Here is a 22,256-nt window from a genome sequence, read left to right as displayed (position 1 = left end):
TCTCCTGTTTTTTGGCTTGTCCCGACTCACCGTAATTTCTAAACCTAACTTTAGGTCAAGATATTTTTTTGAGGATGTGATGGCTGTTTCAGAAGGGCTGGCAATTGGTGCATTGGCCCGGCGCACCGGGTTGGCGGTATCGGCCATCCGGTACTATGAGGCGCAGGGTCTGATCTCGCCCTGGCGCAATGCAGGTGGGCAGCGGCGCTATCAACGCGCCGACATCAGAAGGTTGAGTTTTGTTATGATCGCGCAGCAGTTTGGCCTGACCTTGCCAGAAATCCGTGAAGTGTTGTCGGGCCTGCCGGGAAATCGAACGCCAACGCCGCAGGACTGGAAGGCGATTAGTGTTCAGCTTCGGGCCCATCTGGATCAGCGAATCGATACTCTGACGCGGCTGCGCGACAATCTGGATGGTTGCATCGGGTGCGGGTGCCTGAGCCTGCCGAAATGCGCGCTCTACAACCCCGATGACTGCGCAAAATCCAATGGTAGCGGTCCCAGATATCTGATGGGGGACACACCAGAAGGTTGATGTGTCGAATAGCGCCCTTGTTACGCCGTGTTTCGATTGACCAATGTCTTTCTGAACATGTAATCAGCCGTGAAACAAAATTGCGCAGATCATGCGGTGACGGCGCCAATTCGGAAAGTTAGCTAGGGAGCCCGCGATGGCCGAAATTGAACGCGAAGCGATGGAATACGATGTGGTGATCGTCGGTGCAGGCCCCGCAGGCCTGTCGGCGGCCATCCGTCTGAAACAGCTGGATGCCGACCTGAACGTTGTCGTTCTGGAAAAGGGTTCCGAGGTAGGCGCACATATCCTGTCGGGTGCGGTTCTCGATCCTTGTGGTCTGGATGCGCTGATCCCGGACTGGAAAGAAAAAGGCGCTCCTCTGAACGTACCGGTCAAGGACGACAAGTTCTACATGCTGGGTGAGGCAGGTAAGGTCCGCATCCCGAACTTCCCGATGCCACCGCTGATGCACAACCACGGCAATTACATCGTTTCGATGGGCAATGTCTGTCGCTGGATGGCTGAACAGGCCGAAGAGCTGGGTGTCGAAATCTTCCCGGGCATGGCGTGCTCGGAAATGGTCTATGGCGACAATGGCGAAGTCAAAGGCGTGGTTGCAGGTGTCTTCGGTCTGGAAGCGGACGGTTCCTATGGCCCGAACACCGAACCGGGCATGGAACTGCACGGCAAATACGTTTTCCTGTCAGAAGGTGTACGCGGCTCGCTGTCGAAAGAAGTCATCGCCAAATACGACCTGTCTGCCGGTAAAGAGCCGCAGAAATACGGCGTCGGCATGAAAGAGATCTGGGAGATCGATCCGGCCAAACACAAGGAAGGTAGCGTCACGCACACCATGGGCTGGCCGCTGGGCAGCAACGCAGGTGGCGGGTCGTTCATCTATCACTTGGAAAACAATCAGGTCTATGTCGGTTTCGTGGTTCACCTGAACTACAAGAACCCGCATCTGTACCCCTATATGGAATTCCAACGCTTCAAGCATCACCCGATGGTGGCCGATCTGCTGAAAGGCGGCAAACGTGTGGCCTACGGCGCCCGTGCGATTACCGAAGGCGGCTATCAGTCGATGCCGAAACTGGTTGCTCCGGGCGTGGCCCTGCTGGGCTGTTCCGCTGGCATGGTCAACGTTCCGCGTATCAAAGGCAACCACAACGCGATGCTGTCCGGCAAAGCTGCCGCAGAAGCCGCTTATGACGCCATCAAGGCTGACCGTTCGGGCGATGAACTGACCGCCTATGAATCTGATGTTCGCGATGGTGCAATTGGCTCAGACCTGAAAAAAGTTCGCAACGTCAAGCCAATGTGGTCGAAATGGGGCCTGACCGCCAGCCTGATGTTGGGTGGTCTTGACATGTGGACAAACACGTTTGGCTTTTCACTGTTCGGTACGCTGGGTCATGGCAAGAACGACGCGGAATCGACCGAGGATGCCAGCAAACACGCGCCCATCGACTATCCAAAGCCGGATGGAACGCTGTCTTTCGACCGTTTGACCAATGTTTCGTTCGCAGCGACCAACCACGAGGAAAGCCAGCCTTGTCACCTGCGTCTGGCAGATCCGGATATCCCCGTGAAGGTCAACTTGCCCAAGTTCGACGAACCGGCGCAGCGCTATTGCCCGGCTGGTGTGTATGAAATGGTCGAAGATGAAGACGGTCCGCGATTCGTGATCAACTTCCAGAACTGCGTTCACTGCAAAACCTGCGACATCAAGGATCCCAGCCAGAACATCACCTGGACCACACCGCAGGGCGGCGACGGACCAAACTATCCGAACATGTAAGCAAAAAACGGGCAATGGCAGGGTCGTGAAGGCTCTGCCATTGCCTCTTGCCGACCGAAGCCCTAGCTTAACCGTCAGTCAACGATAGTAAGGCAGGATTTCGGTGGTTTCCCTGGTTCGTCGCGCGGCTTTGTCCGTGCTTCTCATGTCGTCGGTCGCAGTCCCGGCCTTTTCGGAATCGGGCGCCGGGTCATATCTGGCCGGGCGACAGGCGATTTACGAAAGCGACTATTCCGCTGCTGAACGATATTACGCGCAAGCGCTGAAATTCGATCCCCAAAATCCGCTGCTTCTGGAAAGCGTCGTTGTCGCCCGCATCGCACTTGGGGAAATCGCGCGTGCTTTACCCATCGCCGCGCAGATCGAAGAAGCCAACTTGCCCAGCCAGGCCGCGCGCATGGCGATTTCAGCCAATTTGATCGCTGAGGGTAAGCTTGACGAGCTTCTGGCCCGTGACCCTGAAACACAGGGTATCGGTCCGCTGGTGGATGGCCTGATGATCGCCTGGGCCTATCTTGGACAGGGTGAGATGACGAAGGCGATGGAACAGTTTGATTCTGTCGCCACGCAGGAAGGCCTCAAGGAATTCGCGCTTTACCACAAGGCGATGGCATTGGCTTCCATTGGCGATTTCGAAGGTGCGGAGGCGATTCTTGCGGATAACGATGGCACGGTTGCCCGGTTCTCGCGGCGGGCTGCTTTGGCCCGCACCGAGATTTTGTCGCAGCTGGACCGCAACGAAGACGCCATTCAGTTTCTGGGCGATGTGTTTGTGGCAGGCAGCGACCCGACCATCGAAACCTACATGAGCCAATTGGTGGCCGGAGACACTTTGCCGTTCACTCATGCCCGGTCCGCTCAGGATGGCATGGCCGAAATATTCTTCACCGTCGGCGCTGCATTGAACACCGAGGCTTCGGCTGACTATGTCCTGTTGTACACGCGCCTGGCCAGTTTCCTGCGCCCCGATCATGTTGATGCCATTCTGCTAAGTGCGGATCTGCTGGACAACTTGCAGCAATATGACTTGGCGGTAGCGGCCTACCGTATGGTCCCTGCGGACAGCAATGATCACCACGCGGCCGAATTGGGTCGGGCCGAAGTTCTGGATCGGTCAGGAAAAACCGACGCGGCCGTCGAAGTTTTGCAGAACCTGGCTGCGCGAGACCCCGATTTACCCGGTGTGCATGTCGCGCTGGCGGATCTGCAGCGGCGACAGGAAAACTATGCGGCTGCGGTAGCCTCGTATGACACTGCGATTGCTTTGACGGATAGTGCTGCAGGAGGGAATTGGTTCCTGCACTACGCGCGCGGTATTAGCCATGAAAGGCTGAAGCAGTGGGATCAGGCCGAAGCTGATTTCCGCCGGGCGCTGGAACTGAACCCGGATCAACCTCAGGTTCTGAATTATCTGGGTTACTCGCTGGTTGAGCGCAAAGAAAAGCTGGATGAAGCATTGGACATGATCGAGCGCGCCGTTGCTGCGCGTCCGGACAGTGGCTACATCGTGGACAGTCTGGGTTGGGTTCTGTTCCGTCTGGGGCGTTACGACGAGGCGGTTGAACACATGGAGCGCGCGGTTGAGCTGATGCCCGTCGATCCGGTGGTCAATGATCATCTGGGTGACGTTTATTGGGCGGTTGGGCGCGCACGCGAGGCCGAGTTTCAGTGGAGCCGCGCCTTGTCTTTCATCGACCCGGCGGATGCTGATGGCGAAGCAGATCCGGATCGCATTCGGCGCAAGATCGAAGTCGGGCTGGATACCGTTCTGGCCGAAGAAGGCGCGGAACCTTTGAAAGTTGCCAATGGAAATTAAGGCGTTTGCGCCCGCCAAGATCAATCTGACCCTGCATGTGACCGGCCGTCGAGACGACCGCTATCATCTTCTGGATTCGCTGGTGGTTTTTGCCGATCTGGGCGATCAGCTGACATTCAGGCGTGATCCTGAACTTTCCATGGACGTGCATGGCGAGTTCGCTGATGGTGTACCTACAGACAGCCGCAATCTGGTCTGGAAAGCGGCAGAGGGTGTCGGATGGACCGGGCATATCGATCTGACCAAATCTCTGCCCCACGGGGCTGGTATCGGTGGCGGGTCGTCGGATGCTGCTGCCACGCTTTGGGCTTTGGCAGGGCAGGGTTGCGACGTCCCGCCGGGCCTGCCGTTGGCGCTGGGGGCAGATGTGCCGGTCTGCCTGAAGGGCCGGGCGATCAGAATGCAGGGCATTGGCGATCGATTGACTGCGGTGAACCTTCCGCACCTGCCGGCCCTTCTGGTCAACCCGAATGTGCCGGTGCCGACAGGAGCCGTTTTCAACGCGCTGGCGTCCCGGGACAATCGGCCGATGCCTGAAAGTATCCCGGAATTTGAAAGCGCTGACGACTGCGCCCAATGGCTGTGTGATCAGCGCAATGACCTGCAGATGCCTGCCATGGGCGTCGCGCGCGAGATTGAGCAGGTGCTGGACGAACTGAACATGACCAGTCGTTCTCTTGTGACGCGCATGTCGGGGTCAGGTTCAACCTGCTTTGCACTTTACCCGACGATGAAACACGCGCATTTCGCGGCCTATGAGATCGGCGCAGCCCACCCCGATTGGTGGTGCCGCGCCACTCAGCTTAACTGAGGCGCGAAACCACGTAATCGGCCAGATCGCGCAACAGGTCCCGAATCTCATGATCCGGCAGCACGTCCAGCGATGCCTTGGCTTTGTTGGCCCAGCCCAACGCATCTTGTCGGGTTTCTTCCAGCGTTGCGTACTTGTTCATCAGACCAAGCGCATGATCCAGATCACCGTCCTGCTGGCGGCCTTTTTCGATTGTGCGTTCCCAGAAGGCGCGTTCTTCAGCCGTGGATTGCGCGACGGCCTTGATGACGGGCAGGGTCAGCTTGCGTTCACGGAAATCATCCCCGACGTTCTTGCCAGTCGCTTTGCTATCGCCCTGATAGTCCAGCAGGTCGTCCGCAATCTGGAACGCGATCCCCAACGAGTCGCCATAGTTGAACAAGGCTTTGACTTGCTCTTCCGAGGCACCGGCGATCACGCCGCCCACTTCGGTTGCGGCCGAGAACAAGGCGGCCGTCTTGCCCCGCACGACCTGCAGATAAACGCTTTCATCCGTACGCAGATCGGTTGCCGCGGTCATTTGCAGCACCTCGCCTTCGGCTATGGTGGCAGAGGCATTGGCAAGGATGTCCAGAACCCGCAGCGAACCCGTTTCGACCATCAGCTGGAAGCTGCGGGAAAACAGGTAATCACCGACCAGAACGCTGGATTTGTTGTCCCACAGCAGATTTGCGGTCGGGCGACCACGTCGCTGTGCACTCTCATCCACAACGTCGTCATGTAGCAGTGTGGCGGTGTGAATAAACTCGACCGTCGCTGCAAGGCGCACGTGGTGGTCGCCTGAATAGTCAAACAGACGTGCTGCGGCCAATGTCAGCATCGGGCGCAGGCGTTTTCCGCCCGCTTCGACCAGATGCCGAGTCACTTCCGGGATGCGCGGCGCATGTTCCGACGCCATCCGCGTGCGGATCAACGTGTTTACGGCCTCCATCTCACCCGCCAGAATATCAGCGAGGCGCTCATGCGGTTTTGAGATCATGTCGACGGTCATCACACTCCTGATACAAGGCTCGACTTCCGCCTTGCCTTGCCCTTACATCCATCCCCATGAAAGAACTTCTGCGCAGCACCGATCCCACCATTCTGGCCTTTGCATCCGCTCTTCTTAAGGGCGAGGATATAGACTGCTTTCAGATGGACGTAAATATGAGCATCCTCGAAGGCGGTATCGGAATCTTCCCCCGTCGCCTGATGGTTAGGGCCGAGGACCTGACCCGGGCCGAGCGTGTGATGCGCGATAACGAGATTCCACTGGGCCGATGACCGGTTTTGATGACAGTGAATTGACGTGCAACGAATTCCTTGGCGGTCGGGTTCAGTTGTTGCAACCTGCGTCAGGTTACCGCGCCGGGGTAGATCCGGTTTTGCTGGCTGCATCGGTTTCGGCCAAGGCTGGACAGTCGGTGCTGGAGTTAGGATGCGGTGCTGGGGCCGCCATTCTGTGCCTGTCTGCGCGGGTGCTGGGCCTGCAAATCGTTGGGGTCGAGTTGCAGCCTGCTTATGCAGATTTGGCCCGCCGAAATTCGGATATCAACAATTCTGAGTTGGACGTCATTGAGGCAGACCTGAACGCTTTGCCCGACGAAGTCCGGCAGCGCCAGTTCGATCACGTAATTGCGAACCCGCCTTATTACCGTGCCGGGGCGCATAGTCCCGCCAGTGACACCGGGCGAAGCATTGCACTGGGTGAAGATACGCCGCTGAGTGACTGGATCACCGTTGCGGCCAAACGTCTCGCCCCGCGCGGGTATCTGCATATGATCCAGAAAGCTGATCGTCTTCCCGATATCCTGTCGGCATGTCAGGGAAAGCTGGGTTCAATCGAGGTGCTACCCATAAGCGCGCGCGTAGGTCGCGAGGCCGAACTGGTCATATTGAGCGCCCGCAAAGGGGGACGTGCGGCATTTCGCCTTCGCGCGCCTTTAATTCTGCATACTGGCGAGCGCCACGAAACAGACGCCGAAAGTTATACAGAGGCTGTCTCAGCTGTGCTTCGACAGGGCGCCCCGTTACCTCGGATCTGACGCCCATCGGCAATGACCAGCCGAATTTGTCGGATTTATTACAGATTCTGTGCGTCTGCAGCGTGACAGGGTGGAAACGATGTGGTCAAATTCTTACGTGACATACAGACACATAAACAAGGAGGATCGCAATGAGCGTGAGCGCACATCTGACGGAACTGAAGAAAAAGCACGAATCTCTCGGTCTAGAAGTGGAACAAGCCCAACGCTCGCCAGGTATCGATGATCTCCATATTGCTCAGCTGAAAAAACAGAAACTCAAGCTGAAAGAAGAGATCGAACGCCTGTCTGCTTAAGTTTTCAGGCTGGCACGGGCCGCTATCAAGGCCCCGCCGGTGATCAGGAAGGTCGCGATCGCAAGTCCCCAGGACGGGGCAGCGATCCCGGCCACCACCAAAGCAAGGGTCGACAATAACGGGGCCGCATAGGATGAGGTTCCGAGGATTTGTATGTCGCCTTGTTTGACACCAATATCCCAGACGTAAAAGGCCAGGCCGACTGGCCCGAGTCCGAGAGCCAGTACCGACGCCCAGCCCAGTATCGTTTCGGGCAGTACAGTTTCTTCCACAGCCAGATGCAGAAGGCCCGACGCCAGTGCAGCTGCCAGGCAGAACACTGCGACGGAACTGGTCGGCGTGTTTCCCAGTTTGCGCGAAAGAACGGAATAGCCCGACCATGTCAGCGCGCACAGCAGGGCCAGTGCATATCCGGGCAGGTATTGCACCTGAAATCCGGCGCTACCGCCGCCGGCGATGATCACCGCGGCCCCTGCAAAGCCAAGGCAGGCACCAATCAGGTGACCGATACGCAGGTGTTCACCCGGCAGCAGCCCCGACAGAAGCACAATGAGCAGAGGCCAGAGGTAAGCGATCAGCCCGGCCTCGGCTGCCGGGGCCATGCGTAGGGCCGAAAAATACAGTGCGTGATAACCGAACAGGCCCAACGCGCCAAAAAGGTATGTTGTCCAGGGAACCTGCTTCAATCCGCCTAACCCGCCTGTTGCGGCCGCCCAGATCAGCCCTAGCGTGCCGCCAATCGAAAAGCAGATCGTGTTCAGCAATAATGGCGGGGTGGGCGCAGACCCGACCGTGAACAACGCCAGCAAAGCCCACAGCAGGACGGCCACAAAGCCGATGGCCGTCGCACGCATCTTGGTCATGGGGAGGAAACCTCTTCAATCGGTACGATTTTGAACTCATCCGATATATGCGCGGTTTTTTCAATCTCGGTCAGGAACCAATCGCGAAACGCCGCGATCTGAGGTTTTTTCTCGGCCCCCGGAAGGCAAAGAAACCGGAACCGACCTTGTGTTTCCAAGGCCACTTTGAACGGTGCAACCAAGCGGCCTTCGGTCAGGTCTTTGAGAATCATCGCGCGCCGCCCAAGTGCGACGCCAACACCGGCGACAGCGGCATCAATCGCGTGATCGGCATTGGAAAAGTGCGCGCCATGCGTAGGGGTGAAGTCTATGCCTACCGCTCGGAACCACGCAGGCCAATCGCAGGGCGGGGTCAGGAAACTGATGGAATCATCATGGATCAATGGTGCTTGTTGCAGGCTTTCAGGGTTTGGAAACTGCTCGGCCAGTTCAGGTGTCATGACCGGGGCCAACCATTCCTTTCTAACCGGAACCGAATAAAGGCCTTCATCTTCGGAATTGCCAAATCGAATGGCGACGTCCACGTCATCCCGCTCCAGATCCATATTGCGCAACGTGGCCGAGAATTTCAGGTCGATCTCGGGATGCGCTCGAGCAAATTCGTAGAGCCGCGGAGCCAGCCACTTGGCTGTCAAAGCAGGGCCCGCGGTGACGGTCAGGCTGGTGTCATTTTCTTGCCTGCGTACAGCACGCCACGCGGACTGCAATGTTGCAAACCCTTCTGCCGCACCGGGCGCAAGGGTGCGACCCGCCTCGGTCAATTCCACAGCGCGGTTCAAGCGGCGAAACAGCGGCCGCCCGAGGTGTTCTTCGAGCGATTTGATCTGAAAGGACAGGGCGGCTGGCGTCACGTGCAGCTCTTCTGCTGCCTTCGCGAAAGACATGTGCCGGGCTGCAGCGTCAAACGCGCGTAGCGCGGTAAGCGGAGGAAGATAGTCGCTCATAGTGAAACAAATCTTAACTGAAGATCCAAAAAAGCTCGTTTGTCAGCTTCTTTCGTAACCTTCATATTCGCATCAGGTCAAATAAAACTGATTTGAAAAGGAGACTGCCATGATCGAGATGACGACAAATCCCGCCGCCCAGATGGCGATCCTGCGCGCCCATCAAGAGCGTAGCCGGGTGGTCTGGCAGTTTTGGGGATGGATTTTCGGTTCCCGCTGATCGCAGCGCGCGCGATCTTACGGGATAAGAAAGGGCCGGTCCAAAAGGACCGGCCCGCTTAATTCTTCTGAAGCTTGGATCAGACGAAGAACTGCGCACCATTGGCCGAGATGGTCGAGCCGTTGATGAACTGCGAGTCGTCCGAAGCCAGGAAAGCCACACAACGCGCGATTTCCTCGGGCTCACCCAGACGGCCGGCCGGAATCTGGCCGATGATGGACTCGCGCACCTTCTCAGGCACGGCCATAACCATCTCGGTTGCGATGTAGCCGGGGCAGATTGCGTTGGCAGTGATGCCTGCACGCGCGCCTTCCTGCGCCAATGACTTCACAATGCCCAGATCGCCCGCCTTGGTCGCAGCATAGTTCACCTGAGCGAACTGACCCTTCTGACCGTTGATCGAGCTGATGACGATGACACGACCGAACTTGCGTTCGCGCATGCCGGGCCAGACAGGGTGCACCGTGTTGAACACGCCGGTCAGGTTGGTGTCGATCACGTCTTTCCACTGATCAGGTGTCATTTTGTGGAATGGTGCATCGCGGGTGATGCCGGCGTTGGCGACGACGATGTCGATGGGGCCGACCTCTGCCTCGACCTTTTCGATGCCTGCTTTGGATTCGTCATAATCGGCGACGTTCCACTTGTAGGTCTTGATACCGGTCTCTTCGGTGAATTTAGCGGCGGCTTCGTCATTCCCTGCATAGGTGGCCGCAACATTGTACCCTTCGGCCTTGAGCGCCTTGGAAATTGCTGCGCCGATGCCGCGGGAACCGCCGGTAACGAGTGCTGTACGTGCCATTTAGGAATCCTCCAATTTTAGTCGTCTTGGTAATGCTGTTACTTTGAGAGGTGGTCGTGCGCAATATTGTTTCGTCATGAAATTCAGTTTTCCAGGTGGCAATATCGTCGCATCTAAGGGGTAGAACCCCAATGTAACAAAAAAGGCGCCCACTGGGCGCCTTTTTCTATCTAGTTGTCAGAGCACTTAGTCGCGCTCCACACACAGGGCAACGCCCATGCCGCCACCGATGCACAAGGTCGCCAGACCCTTCTTGGCATCGCGACGCTTCATTTCGAACAGCAGGGTGTTCAGAACACGGCAGCCAGACGCGCCGATCGGGTGACCGATGGCAATAGCGCCGCCGTTGACGTTCACGATCGACGGATCCCAGCCCATGTCCTTGTTCACGGCACAAGCCTGCGCGGCAAAGGCTTCGTTTGCTTCGACCAGGTCCAGATCGTCAACCGACCAGCCAGCTTTTTCCAGTGCTTTGCGCGATGCATAGATCGGGCCGACGCCCATGATCGACGGGTCCAGACCGGCAGTCGCGTAGGATGCGATGCGGGCCAGAGGCTCGATGCCGCGCTTTTCGGCGTTCTCAGCCGACATCAGCAGGGTCGCAGCGGCACCGTCATTCAGCCCCGACGCGTTGGCCGCAGTGACCGAACCGTCCTTGGTGAAGGCCGGGCGCAGTTTGGCCATCGCTTCCATCGTTGCGCCGTGACGGATGTATTCGTCCTTGTCCATCACGATGTCGCCCTTGCGAGTCTTGATGGTGAAGGGCACGATTTCATCCGCGAACTTACCGGCGTTCTGGGCAGCTTCGGCCTTGTTCTGGCTGGCGACAGCGAATTCGTCCTGCATATCGCGGCTGATCTGCCATTTCTCGGCCACGTTCTCGGCGGTTTGACCCATGTGATAGCCGTTGAAGGCATCCCACAGACCGTCACGGATCATGGTGTCGATGTATTTCATGTCGCCCATCTTGTGACCGGCGCGCAGGGCGGCGGCGTGGGGTGACAGGGTCATGTTTTCCTGACCACCAGCAGCAACGATTTCGGCGTCACCCAGCTGAATGTGCTGAGCGCCCAGAGCAACGGCGCGCAGGCCCGAGCCGCAGACCTGATTGATGCCCCATGCCGCGCTTTCCTGCGGCAGGCCGGCATTGATGTGCGCCTGTCGTGCGGGGTTCTGGCCTTGGGCGGCCGTCAGAACCTGCCCCATGATGGTTTCGCTAACCTCGCCTTTGTCCACTCCGGCGCGCTCGACAACTGCTTCCAGGACGGCAGCGCCCAGATCATGTGCAGGGGTGTTCGCAAACGAACCACTGAAGCTGCCGACACCTGTTCGTGCGGCGGATGCGATTACTACGTTGGTCATATGATCAGTCCTTTACCGTCATGGGCCAGCGGAATTTCTGACGGCGCAGGTCGAGAGGTGCCCCCTCGAAACAAGAGCGCCCCGTGATCCCCCGCTCAAGTACTCTTGCAATAGCGTAATGCTGCACATGCAGCAACGGGCAGCTTGTCTCAGTGTTTGAAAAGGCAAGAAAACGTCGTCCATTAGACGTTCAACTTCCTGTTTTTGATCTGTTTTCCTGCTTCCATGGTTCCGTGACGCTGGGTGCGCCATATAAGAACCCTTGCAGGCAATCCACGCCGCTTGCGACCAAAAACGCGGCATCCTCCTGCGTTTCGACCGATTCGGCCGTGACCAGAATTTCAAATTCACGTGCCACTGCGATCAGGGCGCGCACCAATGTCTGGTTGTCGGGACTGTTGCTGATACCCCGCACAAATTGGCCATCGATCTTGGCTGCGTCGAACAAAAACTCGCGAAAATGGCGAAACGAAAAATTGCTGGCACCAAAATCATCCAACGCAAAAGCGATACCGCGATCTTGCAATCGATCCATGAAATCGACAACCAACTCAGGCACCTGCATGGCCGAGCTTTCGGAAATCTCAAGTATCAATCGTTCGCCCAATCCGGCATCTCGTTTCAGAAACCTGTCCAGTACTCCGGACCAGTTGGAATACCCGATCGAGCGAGCTGACATGTTGATCGACAGACGAATTTCAGGGTTCTTTATCAAGGTGCGCAGCCCGAGTTCCAACGCGACACAATCCAGATCGCGGCCAATGGGAGTGTTTTCAACCTGAGGCATGAATTCGCGTGCTGGGATGACGCGGCCGGTTTCATCCAGAACGCGTATGAACCCTTCGTAGAACGCGACGCCATGAGGGGCGTTTGCTTGTATCACAGGCTGAAAGGCCAACTTGCATTGCTTATGCTTCACCGCATCAGTTGCCATCTGCACAACTGAACGATCCCGCGTCGAAACTGCCGCATTCAACGGGCTGTCCGACCCTTCAGGCAGGTTTGCCAACTTCTTGTTTCCCATAAGCGCGGTTTCCCATGTGTCCGGGACATGTGTTTGGACACAATCTCAGGGCAAAGAGATGAATCTGCGGTTAAGGTGTCAGAAGAATTTACAAGGCTGGGGATTAGCGGGCGGACTGCCATGCACGGGCTAATGAAGCCGCAGCGCCGAGTATCGCGCCCATCGCGCCAAGAGCCATCATTGCAAAACCCAGCGCAATCAGCGCTGCTACAGCGCCGCCGAGGGCCGCGAACATAGCAAGCAACAATCCAAACAAGCCAATAAAGATTGAAATGGTTCCCATACGGTTCATGCCGACCCTCGCTCACTCTTACGCTACGCCTGTCGTCCGATATGGCGTGCAAGGATCGAATTTCAAGGCGCAGGCAGGCTTTGGCCGGCTGTTTCAGGCCTGTTCTGCCTGTCCGTTGGGCAGGTTTTGGTCCAGATGTTCAAAACCGGGCGTTCCGCGATCTTCAGGGTGGCGCGCCAGATGCTTGGCCTTGATCTGTTCCGAATTGTCCCGGCTGCCATCGTGGCTGTACCCCGGTGGGGCAAAGCAATAAGCCAGCCGCTGGCGCAGGGTGAGTCCGGGCTGCGTGGCGTCGTGCCAGATGCCAACCCATTCGTGAAACGCCACGCGCAGCGGGTTGAACGTGCCGATATTGTGAACCAACCCGTAATCGACCCGGTCATTTTCCTGTTCTGGCACGAAAGTACCGAACATCTTGTCCCAGATGATGAAGACACCCGCATAATTACAGTCCAGATATCGGGCATTTCGACCATGATGGACGCGATGATGGCTGGGGGTGTTCATCACCGCCTCGAACCAGCGGGGCATTTTGCCAATGGCTTCGGTATGGATCCAGAACTGATAGATGAGATTGAGGCCACCGACGAACAGAACCATGGCAGGGTGAAACCCCAACAGGATCAGAGGCGCGCGGACGACCATCATAAAAGTGAACGTATAGGTCCATGTTTGCCGCAGGGCTGTGGTCAGGTTGTAATGCTGTGAACTGTGATGGTTCACATGGCTGGCCCAGACCCAACGGATGCGGTGGCCAAACCGGTGCACCCAGTAATAGCGGAGATCATCCAGCACAAAACACAGGATGATAACAGGAATTGACGTGCCCAGGTTCAGCGGCGTGATTTGCCACAGCCACATGAAAAACGCATAGGCAAAAAAGCCTAGTAGAAAACCAGAAGCGATGTTTCCGGCCCCCATGATCAATGAGGTCACCGCATCGCGCGTTTCATACCGTCCGCCTTTGCCTTTGACTGCGATCCACAGGAATTCAGCCAGAATCGCAGCGATGAAAAAGGGCACGGCCCATTGCACCGCGTCGGGGAAGCTTATGTGGTCTGTCATGCGGGCTCCATGAGGTCGCGCCAGTGGCGGCGCTCGAGTTCGTCCAGGCGGATGAGCGTTTTGGGCACCGAGAATTCGTGAAACAGAACCTCAAATCCGTCCGGGTGATCCAGAAGGTCAAAATCCAGCAGATGGCGGGCAACGGTGTCAGCCCCGAAAGACCAGAGCAACCCATTGCCCGTGCCGGTGCGCACAACCGCAGCATGCCCGTCATGAGCAACCGTCACGTCGAATACATCGTCATCCGGAAAGTGGCGCGCCCATTGCTCACGTGCAAAGTCCGGCGTCAGGATCAACTGCCGCGATCTGCCGGACAGATGCAACAACAGGGTGATGCCGGCTATCCCGCCGACCACCAGCACCAATAGAATTTCGAGTGGCATTCCATCCTCCTGAGCGCAGAGTGCAAAGGAGTTGAAACTCTGTCAAAGGTGGCGTGACGTCAGCTGTTTTCCAGCCGCTCCAGAATCTCGTGTTGCACCACGCGTTTGACGAAGGGTACCAGCCCGTCGGGGCCAGATGCGCGGTCCTTGAGGTGGATACAGATATCCGGGCGGCGGGCCGCAATAATGCCCACCATTTCGCCGCGGATCGTGTCATCAAGGCCCGCCCCTAAAATGGCGCAGGCGATTCGCGGTTCGGCATCCAACTGCTTTCGGACCTCGTCCGTGTCATGTGCGCCCAGCCATTGGATCGGCAGGTGATCCAGTTGACGTGCCACATCGCCAATCACATTTGGCAGCCGCCCGATCAGCAGTACGACGGGTTTCATCATTGCCTCCATTTCAACTACAATACCGGCCCTGCCCGGCAGGGCAGAGACAGTATATCACGAGATTGAAATGGACTGATGCCTTTAGTTGTTGATCGAATAAACGGTTGTCTTGCCCTTGCCTTTTTCACGGGTCATTCGGGCTGAGGTCCCGTCAATTTCCCAAAGCTGACAATCGGTGCCCAGTGCTTTGCCTTCGAGCACGCCGTTCCGGCACCAGAATTTTTTGTTCCAAACCCAGGTTCCACTGAATTTCTTGCCACTTTTCAGTTTGGCTGAAATCGTGCCATCCGCATTTGCAACAAACACATTGCCTTGTTCGTCGACCAGCTTCTTGCCAACCAACTCGGCATTGAACTGTTTGGCTGTTTTGATCCGCTTGTAATCGGCGTGTGCGGTGCCAGCCATGGCCAGCGCGCCTGCAACTGCGACGAAGAAAAAAACATGCTTCATTTTGAACCTCCCACTCATAACGCGTGGGAGGGTAACATGATTTCGCGTTTTTTACTAAACGCGTTAACTTTCGGCGCCGACAAGAGTCGAGATGATCGCTTTGGCGCTGTCCGAGTTCCATTCGGCGTCACCGATCAGGCGGGCAATTTCCTGCCCTTCCGGGTTCAGAATCACCGTAATCGGCAGCGCAATCACTCCAAACTCGCGCGCGGCGGCTGAGCTGGGGTCTTGATGGCGGGGCAGGTTGGCAATTCCATTCTCTTCAAAGAATTTCTTGATGCCGGCAGGTGAGTTGCGGCCCGTGGCCAGCGTCAAAACCTGAAACTTGTCGCCGCCGAATTCTTCCTGCAACTCCGCAATCTGAGGCATTTCCTTGCGGCAGGGTGCACACCATGTGGCCCAGAAATTCAGCAGCACATACTTGCCCTCGTAATCCACAAGAGTTCCGACACCGCCTTCATCTTCCAGCTGGAATTCGATCAAATTTGCGGGTTTGGGTTCCTTGTGCAGGATCAGGCGTTTCAGGCTGTCTTCGCGCAAAGGGGCGAGCGTCTCGGCATCGGTCGCCAAAGCGGCGTTTGCACCCAGCGCAAGGGCCATATAAAGGGGGATCAGACGAAATAGGCGCATATCAACTCCGGGTTTTCTTACATGACCGATCAATCCTCGAACCAGATGTGGGGCGGCCGCTTTGCCGCCGGTCCAGACGCGATCATGGAGGCGATCAATGCCTCGATCGGGTTCGATCAGCGGATGGCAGCCCAGGACATCGCAGGCTCGCGCGCCCATGCCGCCATGCTGGCTGCCACAGGCGTTATTAGTGATAGTGATGCGCAGGCTATTCGGGAAGGGCTGCTCACCGTTTTGTCAGAAATCCAGAACGGAGAGTTTCAGTTCTCGACCGCGCTGGAAGACATCCACATGAATGTCGAGGCGCGCCTGAAGGAAGTGATTGGCGAACCCGCAGGCCGTCTGCACACAGGGCGTTCGCGTAACGATCAGGTGGCGACTGATTTCAAACTCTGGGTCCGCGATCAACTGGATGCAGCAGAAACCGGCCTGCTGGCCCTGATCCGCGCGCTTTTGGCGCAGGCCGAGGCCGGGGCCGATTGGGTCATGCCCGGCTTCACCCACCTGCAAACCGCGCAGCCGGTGACATGGGGCCACCACATGATGGCCTATGTCGAGATGTTTGGCCGTGATTTGTCCCGTGTCCGCGATGCGCGTGCCCGGATGAACGAATCCCCTCTGGGTGCTGCTGCGCTGGCCGGGACATCTTTCCCCATCGACCGTCACATGACCGCCGAGGCGCTGGGCTTTGACCGCCCCGCCGCCAACTCTTTGGATGCCGTCAGCGATCGTGACTTCGCGCTGGAATTCCTGTCGACCGCCTCGATCTGTGCCGTCCATCTGTCGCGGTTTGCCGAAGAACTGGTGATCTGGTCTTCGGCCCAGTTCCGCTTTGTAACCTTGTCGGATCGCTTCTCGACCGGCTCGTCGATTATGCCGCAGAAAAAAAACCCCGACGCTGCGGAGCTGATCCGTGCCAAGGTGGGGCGCATATATGGTGCCAACACAGCGCTGATGATGGTGATGAAGGGCTTACCACTGGCCTATTCCAAGGACATGCAGGAAGACAAGGAACAGGTCTTTGACGCAGCCGACAACTGGATGCTGGCGCTGGCGGCGATGGAAGGCATGGTCAAGGACATGACCGCCAACCGCGAAAGCCTTGCTGCGGCGGCGGGCTCGGGTTTCTCTACCGCGACTGATCTGGCCGACTGGTTGGTGCGTGTGCTGGGCCTGCCGTTCCGCGATGCCCACCATGTTACCGGGTCGTTGGTTGCAATAGCTGAAAGCAAAGGTTGCGATCTGCCCGATCTGACGTTGGAAGACATGCAATCGGTTCATGCCGACATCATCGATGATGTCTATTCTGTCCTAACCGTGCAAAATTCGGTAAACTCGCGCCAGTCTTATGGTGGCACAGCTCCTGATCAGGTGCGTGCCCAGGTTGAGAGATGGAAGGCAATGGTGTGATGACCGCGCTGCGTGCGATCCTAATTATGGTGTCCGGCCTGATGCTGGTCGGGTGCGGCGCCGATGGTGAGCCCGTTCAACCCGCGCCTGCCCAGCCGACGGTCAGTGCGACCGTTGGAGTAGGTTCCAGCGGAGCGTATGTTGGCGGGGGCGTCGGTCTCAGCCGTGGACCGCTGGGCATTTACCTGGGATTCTGATCCGTCTTCACATTGCGCATCGGATCCTTATGTCCCAACGTGAAGTGGCGTATCGACGCGCCTGCCGTCCAAAGAAAAGATACTGAAATGAGAACAATTGGATTGATTTTGGCGTTTGCGGCTCTGGCGGCGTGCGAACCTACCTCGGCAAGGCGTCCGGAACCTGCGGCAGAACCCAAGCAATCGGGCACCGGCGTTTCCATCTCGGGCTATGGCCGGGTCGGAGTTTCCACCCGAAATTAAACCGGGCGATGGGTTCGGAATCCATTGATCCGAAGCCATCTTCTGGTCTAAGCGCGCAGGTATGGATCATTTTCTTTACCGCGACGGCGCGCTTTTCGCCGAAGATGTCCCTGTCTCCGAAATCGCTGCTGCGGTCGGAACGCCGTTCTATGTCTATTCCACGGCAACCTTGCTGCGGCATTTCCAGCTGTTCGATGATGCGCTTGAAGGTACAGATCACCTCGTTTGCTATGCGATGAAAGCGGCCAGCAATCAGGCGATCCTGAAGACGCTGGCGCAGGCAGGCGCAGGGATGGACGTTGTTTCGGGCGGGGAATACCTGCGGGCCAAGGCGGCGGGCGTTCCGGGCGACAAGATCGTCTTCTCCGGCGTTGGCAAAACGGCGGATGAGATTCGGACGGCGCTGACCGGTGGCATTCGCCAGTTCAACGTCGAATCCGAGCCTGAGATGGAGGTGATCAACGCCGTCGCACTGGAACTGGGTGTCGTCGCGCCGATTACGGTTCGGGTGAACCCGGATGTAGACGCCAAGACCCACGCCAAAATCGCGACGGGTAAGTCCGAAAACAAATTCGGCATCCCGATTGCGCGTGCCTCGGATGTCTATGCTCATGCGGCCAGCCTGCCGGGCTTGGAGGTCATCGGGATTGATGTCCATATCGGTTCGCAACTGACCGAGCTTGAACCGTTCGAGCTGGCCTATACCAAGGTTGCCGAACTGACTGAACAGTTGCGGGCCGAAGGTCACAACATTCGCCGCCTTGATCTGGGCGGAGGTCTGGGCATTCCTTACACCCGTTCAAATGACGCGCCGCCGTTGCCGGTGGAATATGGTGCTTTGATCAAGAAAACGCTGGGTCATCTGGGCTGTGAGATCGAGATCGAGCCAGGCCGCCTGATCGCGGGCAATGCCGGGCTTATGGTCAGCAAAGTTATTTATGTGAAATCGGGCGAAGGCCGTGATTTCCTGATTGTCGACGGGGCCATGAATGACCTGATCCGCCCGGCGATGTACGAAGCCCATCACGATATCGTTGCAGTGCAGGAACCCGCGGCAGGCGTGGAACAGCAAGCTTATGATATCGTAGGCCCGGTTTGCGAATCCGGTGACACCTTTGCCAAACAGCGCAACATGCCACCGTTGAAATCAGGTAACCTGATCGCCTTCCGCAGCGCGGGTGCCTATGGCGCGGTGATGGCCAGCGAATACAATACCCGCCCGCTGATCCCCGAAGTTCTGGTCAATGGCGATCAATTTGCAGTCATTCGTGAACGCCCAAGCTTTGACGAAATCATAAACCGCGATACCATACCTTCGTGGCTTTGACGCGATAATCGCGCGGGCCCAACCCGGAGGCCCGCCTTGACCGACCGTTCAAACCTGCCCATTCCGCGCCTGTCCCTGTGGCTGACCCATGTCGGCATGGTGGCTGAACAGGTTCTACGCGCGTTCTGGCCAGTGTTCTCGATTGTTCTGGTTTTGCTTGCGGCATTGATGCTGGGGCTTCAGGATCACGTTTCCGTGGAAATTGTCTGGGGTATTGGCGCGCTGTCCTTGGTGTCGCTTGTGGTGGCGGTTGTTCTCGGTCTGAGGAAATTCCAACTGCCTTCGCGCGCGGACGCCCTGGTGCGACTGGATGAGACCCTGCCGGGGCGCCCAATTCAGGCCTTGATGGACGACCAGGCCATCGGCGCCACAGATCGGGACTCGGTTGCCTTGTGGCAAGCGCACAAAGCCCGGATGGCGCAACGTGCCGCGGCGGCCGAGGCTGTCAAACCTGACCTTCGGTTGGCTTCACGAGATCCTTATGCGCTGCGCTATGCGGCGTTGCTGGCATTTGCTGTGGCGCTGGTCTTCGGCTCTTTGTGGCACGTGGGATCAGTTGCGGATATGACCCCGGGTACTGCGGCCGCCGGACAGGGGCCGACTTGGGAGGGATGGGTTGAACCACCCCGTTACACGGGCCTTCCGACGCTGTATCTCGCGGATCAAACGGATGCGGAACTTTCCGTTCCGAAGGGCAGCCGCATCACCTTGCGGCTTTACGGTGAAGTTGGTGCACATAGCCTGACCGAAAACAGCTCAGTCCAGGGGGTCGAGGCGGCGACCGACCCGGATCAGGAATTTGTGGCCGAACGTTCTGGCCAACTGCGCATCGACGGGCCGGCAGGGCGCGAATGGGCGCTGCAGATCATTGACGACACGGCACCTCAGATAGCGGTTGCCGGAACGGCCGAGGCCGAGGCTGGTGGGCAGATGAAGCTGCCCTTCGTCGCAAGTGATGATTATGGTGTGGTTTCAGGCTCAGCCCGGATCGAACTGAATCTGGCAGCGGTTGATCGCCGCTATGGACTGGCGGCAGAGCCAGAACCGCGCGAAGCGATTGAGATTGAACTGCCGATGCCGATCACCGGTGATCGGGCGGATTTCGCCGAGGATTTGATAGAGGATTTCTCGCAACATCCCTGGGCGCATCTGCCGGTCCGGATCACATTGATGGCTATGGATGCGGCGGATCAGCAATCGTCGTCTGAACCATATATGACCGAACTGCCAGCGCGTCGGTTTTTTGATCCTCTAGCAGCTGCTGTGATCGAACAACGGCGTGATCTGCTCTGGTCGCTATCCAATGCGCCGCGCATCGCGCAGTTGCTGCGGGCTGTATCGCATCTGCCTGAGGATCTGTTTCGTTCGGATACGGCGTACTTGCGTCTGAGGGTCGTACTGCGGCGGCTTGAGACGTTTGATCGATACGGGTTGAAACCGGAACAACAAGCAGAGATCGCCCAGGCCCTGTGGGATATTGCTGTGTTGATCGAGGACGGCACATTGGCGGATGCGCTGGAACGGATGCGGCGCGCGCAAGAGCGTCTGACCGAAGCAATGCAGAACGGGGCCAGCGACGAGGAAATTGCGGAGCTCATGCAGGAATTGCGCGAAGCGACACAGGATTATCTTCAGCAGCTGCAACGGCTTGCTCAGCAAAACGGAGAGGATGGTGAGCGTCAGTCCGGCCAGAATGGTGAATCCCTGCAAATGACGCAGGATGATTTGCAACGCATGATGGACCGTATTCAGGAACTGATGGAGCAAGGCCGCATGGCCGAGGCCCAGCAGGCGTTGGAAGAGTTCCAGCAGATGATGGAAAACATGCGGGTGACTCAGGGCCAGGGTCAAGGTCAGCAGTCCGAGGGGCAGCAGGCCATGGAAGGTCTGGCGGAAACTCTGCGGGAACAACAAGGTCTGAGTGATCAGGCATTCCGCGATTTGCAGGAACAGTTCAACCCGGGGGCTCAAACCGGTGAAAGCCAGGGCAACGAGGGCCGCAGCGGTGGGCTGGGCCGGGGGCAAAGCCACGAAGGACAGGGCGGTCAGGGTGAAGGTTCGGATCAGGCTGGAGAAGGCCAGCAGGGTCAGGGCTCGCTTGCGGATCGTCAACAGGCGCTGAGAGAAGAGTTGGGCCGTCAGCAACAGGGATTGCCCGGCGCCGGTACGCCAGAAGGCGACGCCGCGCGCGAGGCGCTGGATCGGGCCGGGCGCGCCATGGACGAGGCGGAACAGGCCCTGCGCGGAGATGATCTGGCTGAAGCCATCGATCGCCAGTCAGAAGCCATGGAAGCGTTGCGTGAAGGGATGCGGTCATTGGGCGAGGCCATGGCGCAGAACCAGCAGAACCAGCCCGGGCAGGGAACGCAGGACGGCGATATGCAAGCAAACAACCGCGACCCACTGGGCAGAAATCCCGGTGCTGTCGGTTCGATTTCAACGGATGAGAATCTGTTACAAGGCGAAGACGTGTATCGCCGCGCGAGGGAGCTTCTGGACGAAATCCGTCGCAGAACCGGAGAATCGGACCGCCCCCAGATCGAACTGGAATACCTCAAACGATTGTTGGAGCGGTTCTAGACCTCAGTTCTGGGCACCAGATCCAGCCTGTGCTTCAAGCCAGATACGTGCCTGATCCACCAGTGACACATATGAACTGAGCAACGGATCGGCCTGAGGTACAGCCTCGCTGATTTGCTGGGCGTTTCCGTAGATCAGATATAGCACCACACCGATGATCAGCATCAAAGCAAAACCGCGCACAAATCCACCCGATTTGCGGGGTGCCTGCGCGGCCTCGTCCGACTCATCTGATCGCATCGTGGAATTGATCGCCTCGACATCCGGTAACGCGTCCTTCTGCCCGGCATCGACAGCGGTTTCCGAAGCCGAAGGCCGTTTGGGCTGTACCTTGGGTTCTGGCGGCGTATCAAGTCCCAGATCGGGCTGGCTCTCGAGGCTACTACCTTCCTGCGCCCGCAGTTCCGCTTCGCGGGCGGCTTCCTCTTTCAGAATGCTGGCGACGGAAGGATCGACATTTCCTGTGGATGCCGCGGGTTTTTCGACCTCAGGTTCGTCCTCCGATGCTGCATCTTCTAACGGCTCCGGTTCGGCATCCTGCTGAACTTCGGCGACGTCGGAAGATGCGTCGTCCTGTGCAGGAGTTTCTGCCTCTTCGGTTGGGGCGGCAGCAGGTTCTTCAGGGTGTTTGGCCTGAAACCAGGTCTGATCGCAGTTGGAACACTGCACGTCGCGGCCTTCCTCGGGGATGACCTCGTCAGGAACCTCGTACTGCGCACTGCAATTTGGACATGTAAGACGCATGCTGCCTCCTCGGTCGGGCGAAGGACCGATAATAGTTTTTTCAGGAATGATATTCCGTTAAGA

25 protein-coding genes are annotated in these 22,256 nt (G+C 57.8%); 12 read left to right on the top strand and 13 right to left on the bottom strand.

The genetic code is table 11. From position 1 onward, the window contains the following. Positions 1 to 79: 79 nt before the first annotated feature. The 4 genes from soxR to ACR0K5_RS12400 all read left to right on the top strand — a co-directional run bounded on the left by soxR (position 80) and on the right by ACR0K5_RS12400 (position 4,945). Entirely contained in the window at positions 80 to 535 is a 456-nt protein-coding gene (gene soxR, locus ACR0K5_RS12415) for a redox-sensitive transcriptional activator SoxR (protein WP_480629961.1), read from the top strand. A 136-nt stretch (positions 536 to 671) separates the two neighbouring features. Beyond that, a complete protein-coding gene (locus tag ACR0K5_RS12410) occupies positions 672 to 2,318 on the top strand; it encodes an electron transfer flavoprotein-ubiquinone oxidoreductase (RefSeq protein WP_480629960.1) in 1,647 nt (548 codons plus the stop codon). Between the two features lie 145 nt (positions 2,319 to 2,463). Then, positions 2,464 to 4,134 carry a tetratricopeptide repeat protein gene (locus ACR0K5_RS12405; protein ID WP_480630058.1) on the top strand — a complete coding sequence of 557 codons (1,671 nt, stop codon included), beginning with the start codon at positions 2,464 to 2,466 and terminating at the stop codon, positions 4,132 to 4,134. Continuing rightward, positions 4,124 to 4,945, top strand: coding sequence for a 4-(cytidine 5'-diphospho)-2-C-methyl-D-erythritol kinase (locus tag ACR0K5_RS12400; protein WP_480629959.1), 822 nt, complete (start codon positions 4,124 to 4,126; stop codon positions 4,943 to 4,945). The genes ACR0K5_RS12405 and ACR0K5_RS12400 overlap by 11 nt, the downstream gene beginning before the upstream one ends. Here the strand turns inward: ACR0K5_RS12400 and ACR0K5_RS12395 are convergent. Continuing rightward, positions 4,938 to 5,936: a polyprenyl synthetase family protein gene (locus tag ACR0K5_RS12395; RefSeq protein ID WP_480629958.1), complete on the bottom strand. Its 999-nt coding sequence runs from the start codon at positions 5,934 to 5,936 to the stop codon at positions 4,938 to 4,940. The two genes, ACR0K5_RS12400 and ACR0K5_RS12395, sit on opposite strands and share 8 nt — an antisense overlap. Before the next feature lie 56 nt (positions 5,937 to 5,992). Between ACR0K5_RS12395 and ACR0K5_RS12390 the strand changes: the two genes are divergently transcribed. From ACR0K5_RS12390 to ACR0K5_RS12380, 3 genes are all read left to right on the top strand, one after another. Next, positions 5,993 to 6,208, top strand: a complete 216-nt coding sequence (locus ACR0K5_RS12390) for a putative signal transducing protein (RefSeq protein ID WP_480629957.1) — start codon at positions 5,993 to 5,995, stop codon at positions 6,206 to 6,208. Then, positions 6,205 to 6,969, top strand: coding sequence for a tRNA1(Val) (adenine(37)-N6)-methyltransferase (locus ACR0K5_RS12385; RefSeq protein ID WP_480629956.1), 765 nt, complete (start codon positions 6,205 to 6,207; stop codon positions 6,967 to 6,969). The genes ACR0K5_RS12390 and ACR0K5_RS12385 overlap by 4 nt, the downstream gene beginning before the upstream one ends. A 131-nt stretch (positions 6,970 to 7,100) precedes the next feature. Continuing rightward, a complete protein-coding gene (locus tag ACR0K5_RS12380; protein WP_083445267.1) occupies positions 7,101 to 7,265 on the top strand; it encodes a YdcH family protein in 165 nt (54 codons plus the stop codon). Here the strand turns inward: ACR0K5_RS12380 and yddG are convergent. From yddG to ACR0K5_RS12325, 11 genes are all read right to left on the bottom strand, one after another. Continuing rightward, a complete protein-coding gene (yddG, locus tag ACR0K5_RS12375) occupies positions 7,262 to 8,128 on the bottom strand; it encodes an aromatic amino acid exporter YddG (protein WP_480629955.1) in 867 nt (288 codons plus the stop codon). The genes ACR0K5_RS12380 and yddG overlap by 4 nt on opposite strands. After that, a complete protein-coding gene (locus tag ACR0K5_RS12370) occupies positions 8,125 to 9,072 on the bottom strand; it encodes a transcriptional regulator GcvA (protein WP_480629954.1) in 948 nt (315 codons plus the stop codon). The genes yddG and ACR0K5_RS12370 overlap by 4 nt, the downstream gene beginning before the upstream one ends. A gap of 299 nt (positions 9,073 to 9,371) precedes the next feature. Further along, positions 9,372 to 10,094: an acetoacetyl-CoA reductase gene (phbB, locus tag ACR0K5_RS12365; protein WP_171093728.1), complete on the bottom strand. Its 723-nt coding sequence runs from the start codon at positions 10,092 to 10,094 to the stop codon at positions 9,372 to 9,374. A gap of 186 nt (positions 10,095 to 10,280) precedes the next feature. Then, a complete protein-coding gene (locus tag ACR0K5_RS12360; RefSeq protein WP_170771978.1) occupies positions 10,281 to 11,456 on the bottom strand; it encodes an acetyl-CoA C-acetyltransferase in 1,176 nt (391 codons plus the stop codon). Between the two features lie 190 nt (positions 11,457 to 11,646). Continuing rightward, the gene (locus tag ACR0K5_RS12355) at positions 11,647 to 12,480 is read right to left on the bottom strand and encodes an EAL domain-containing protein (RefSeq protein WP_480629953.1); all 834 of its coding nucleotides are present in this window, start codon (positions 12,478 to 12,480) and stop codon (positions 11,647 to 11,649) included. A gap of 103 nt (positions 12,481 to 12,583) precedes the next feature. Further along, entirely contained in the window at positions 12,584 to 12,772 is a 189-nt protein-coding gene (locus ACR0K5_RS12350) for a hypothetical protein (protein WP_480629952.1), read from the bottom strand. 93 nt (positions 12,773 to 12,865) lie between these two features. Beyond that, positions 12,866 to 13,837: a sterol desaturase family protein gene (locus tag ACR0K5_RS12345; RefSeq protein ID WP_480629951.1), complete on the bottom strand. Its 972-nt coding sequence runs from the start codon at positions 13,835 to 13,837 to the stop codon at positions 12,866 to 12,868. Continuing rightward, complete coding sequence (locus ACR0K5_RS12340; RefSeq protein WP_480629950.1) at positions 13,834 to 14,220, bottom strand: hypothetical protein; 387 nt, start codon at positions 14,218 to 14,220, stop codon at positions 13,834 to 13,836. The genes ACR0K5_RS12345 and ACR0K5_RS12340 overlap by 4 nt, the downstream gene beginning before the upstream one ends. Before the next feature lie 59 nt (positions 14,221 to 14,279). Next, positions 14,280 to 14,609: a hypothetical protein gene (locus tag ACR0K5_RS12335; RefSeq protein ID WP_480629949.1), complete on the bottom strand. Its 330-nt coding sequence runs from the start codon at positions 14,607 to 14,609 to the stop codon at positions 14,280 to 14,282. A gap of 84 nt (positions 14,610 to 14,693) precedes the next feature. After that, entirely contained in the window at positions 14,694 to 15,062 is a 369-nt protein-coding gene (locus tag ACR0K5_RS12330) for a hypothetical protein (protein WP_480629948.1), read from the bottom strand. A 63-nt stretch (positions 15,063 to 15,125) separates the two neighbouring features. Beyond that, the gene (locus ACR0K5_RS12325; protein WP_480629947.1) at positions 15,126 to 15,692 is read right to left on the bottom strand and encodes a TlpA disulfide reductase family protein; all 567 of its coding nucleotides are present in this window, start codon (positions 15,690 to 15,692) and stop codon (positions 15,126 to 15,128) included. Positions 15,693 to 15,713: 21 nt separating this feature from the next. Here ACR0K5_RS12325 and argH point away from each other — a divergent pair, with 21 nt between their 5' ends. The 5 genes from argH to ACR0K5_RS12300 all read left to right on the top strand — a co-directional run bounded on the left by argH (position 15,714) and on the right by ACR0K5_RS12300 (position 21,449). Further along, positions 15,714 to 17,102, top strand: coding sequence for an argininosuccinate lyase (gene argH, locus ACR0K5_RS12320; protein ID WP_480629946.1), 1,389 nt, complete (start codon positions 15,714 to 15,716; stop codon positions 17,100 to 17,102). After that, entirely contained in the window at positions 17,102 to 17,299 is a 198-nt protein-coding gene (locus ACR0K5_RS12315; protein ID WP_480629945.1) for an argininosuccinate lyase, read from the top strand. The genes argH and ACR0K5_RS12315 overlap by 1 nt, the downstream gene beginning before the upstream one ends. Before the next feature lie 87 nt (positions 17,300 to 17,386). Then, entirely contained in the window at positions 17,387 to 17,542 is a 156-nt protein-coding gene (locus tag ACR0K5_RS12310; RefSeq protein ID WP_480629944.1) for a hypothetical protein, read from the top strand. A gap of 61 nt (positions 17,543 to 17,603) precedes the next feature. Next, positions 17,604 to 18,869 (top strand): diaminopimelate decarboxylase, encoded by a 1,266-nt coding sequence (gene lysA, locus ACR0K5_RS12305; RefSeq protein ID WP_480629943.1) that lies wholly within the window; start codon positions 17,604 to 17,606, stop codon positions 18,867 to 18,869. A 36-nt stretch (positions 18,870 to 18,905) separates the two neighbouring features. Beyond that, the gene (locus tag ACR0K5_RS12300; protein ID WP_480629942.1) at positions 18,906 to 21,449 is read left to right on the top strand and encodes a TIGR02302 family protein; all 2,544 of its coding nucleotides are present in this window, start codon (positions 18,906 to 18,908) and stop codon (positions 21,447 to 21,449) included. Positions 21,450 to 21,452: 3 nt separating this feature from the next. Here ACR0K5_RS12300 and ACR0K5_RS12295 read toward each other — a convergent pair whose 3' ends face one another. Continuing rightward, the gene (locus tag ACR0K5_RS12295; RefSeq protein ID WP_480629941.1) at positions 21,453 to 22,193 is read right to left on the bottom strand and encodes a zinc-ribbon domain-containing protein; all 741 of its coding nucleotides are present in this window, start codon (positions 22,191 to 22,193) and stop codon (positions 21,453 to 21,455) included. Positions 22,194 to 22,256: the final 63 nt, after the last annotated feature.

It is taken from the genome of Ruegeria sp. AB9 (assembly GCF_056542585.1).
The sequence above is the reverse complement of the archived record's forward strand: the minus strand, read 5'-3'. Positions and strand labels throughout refer to the sequence as shown.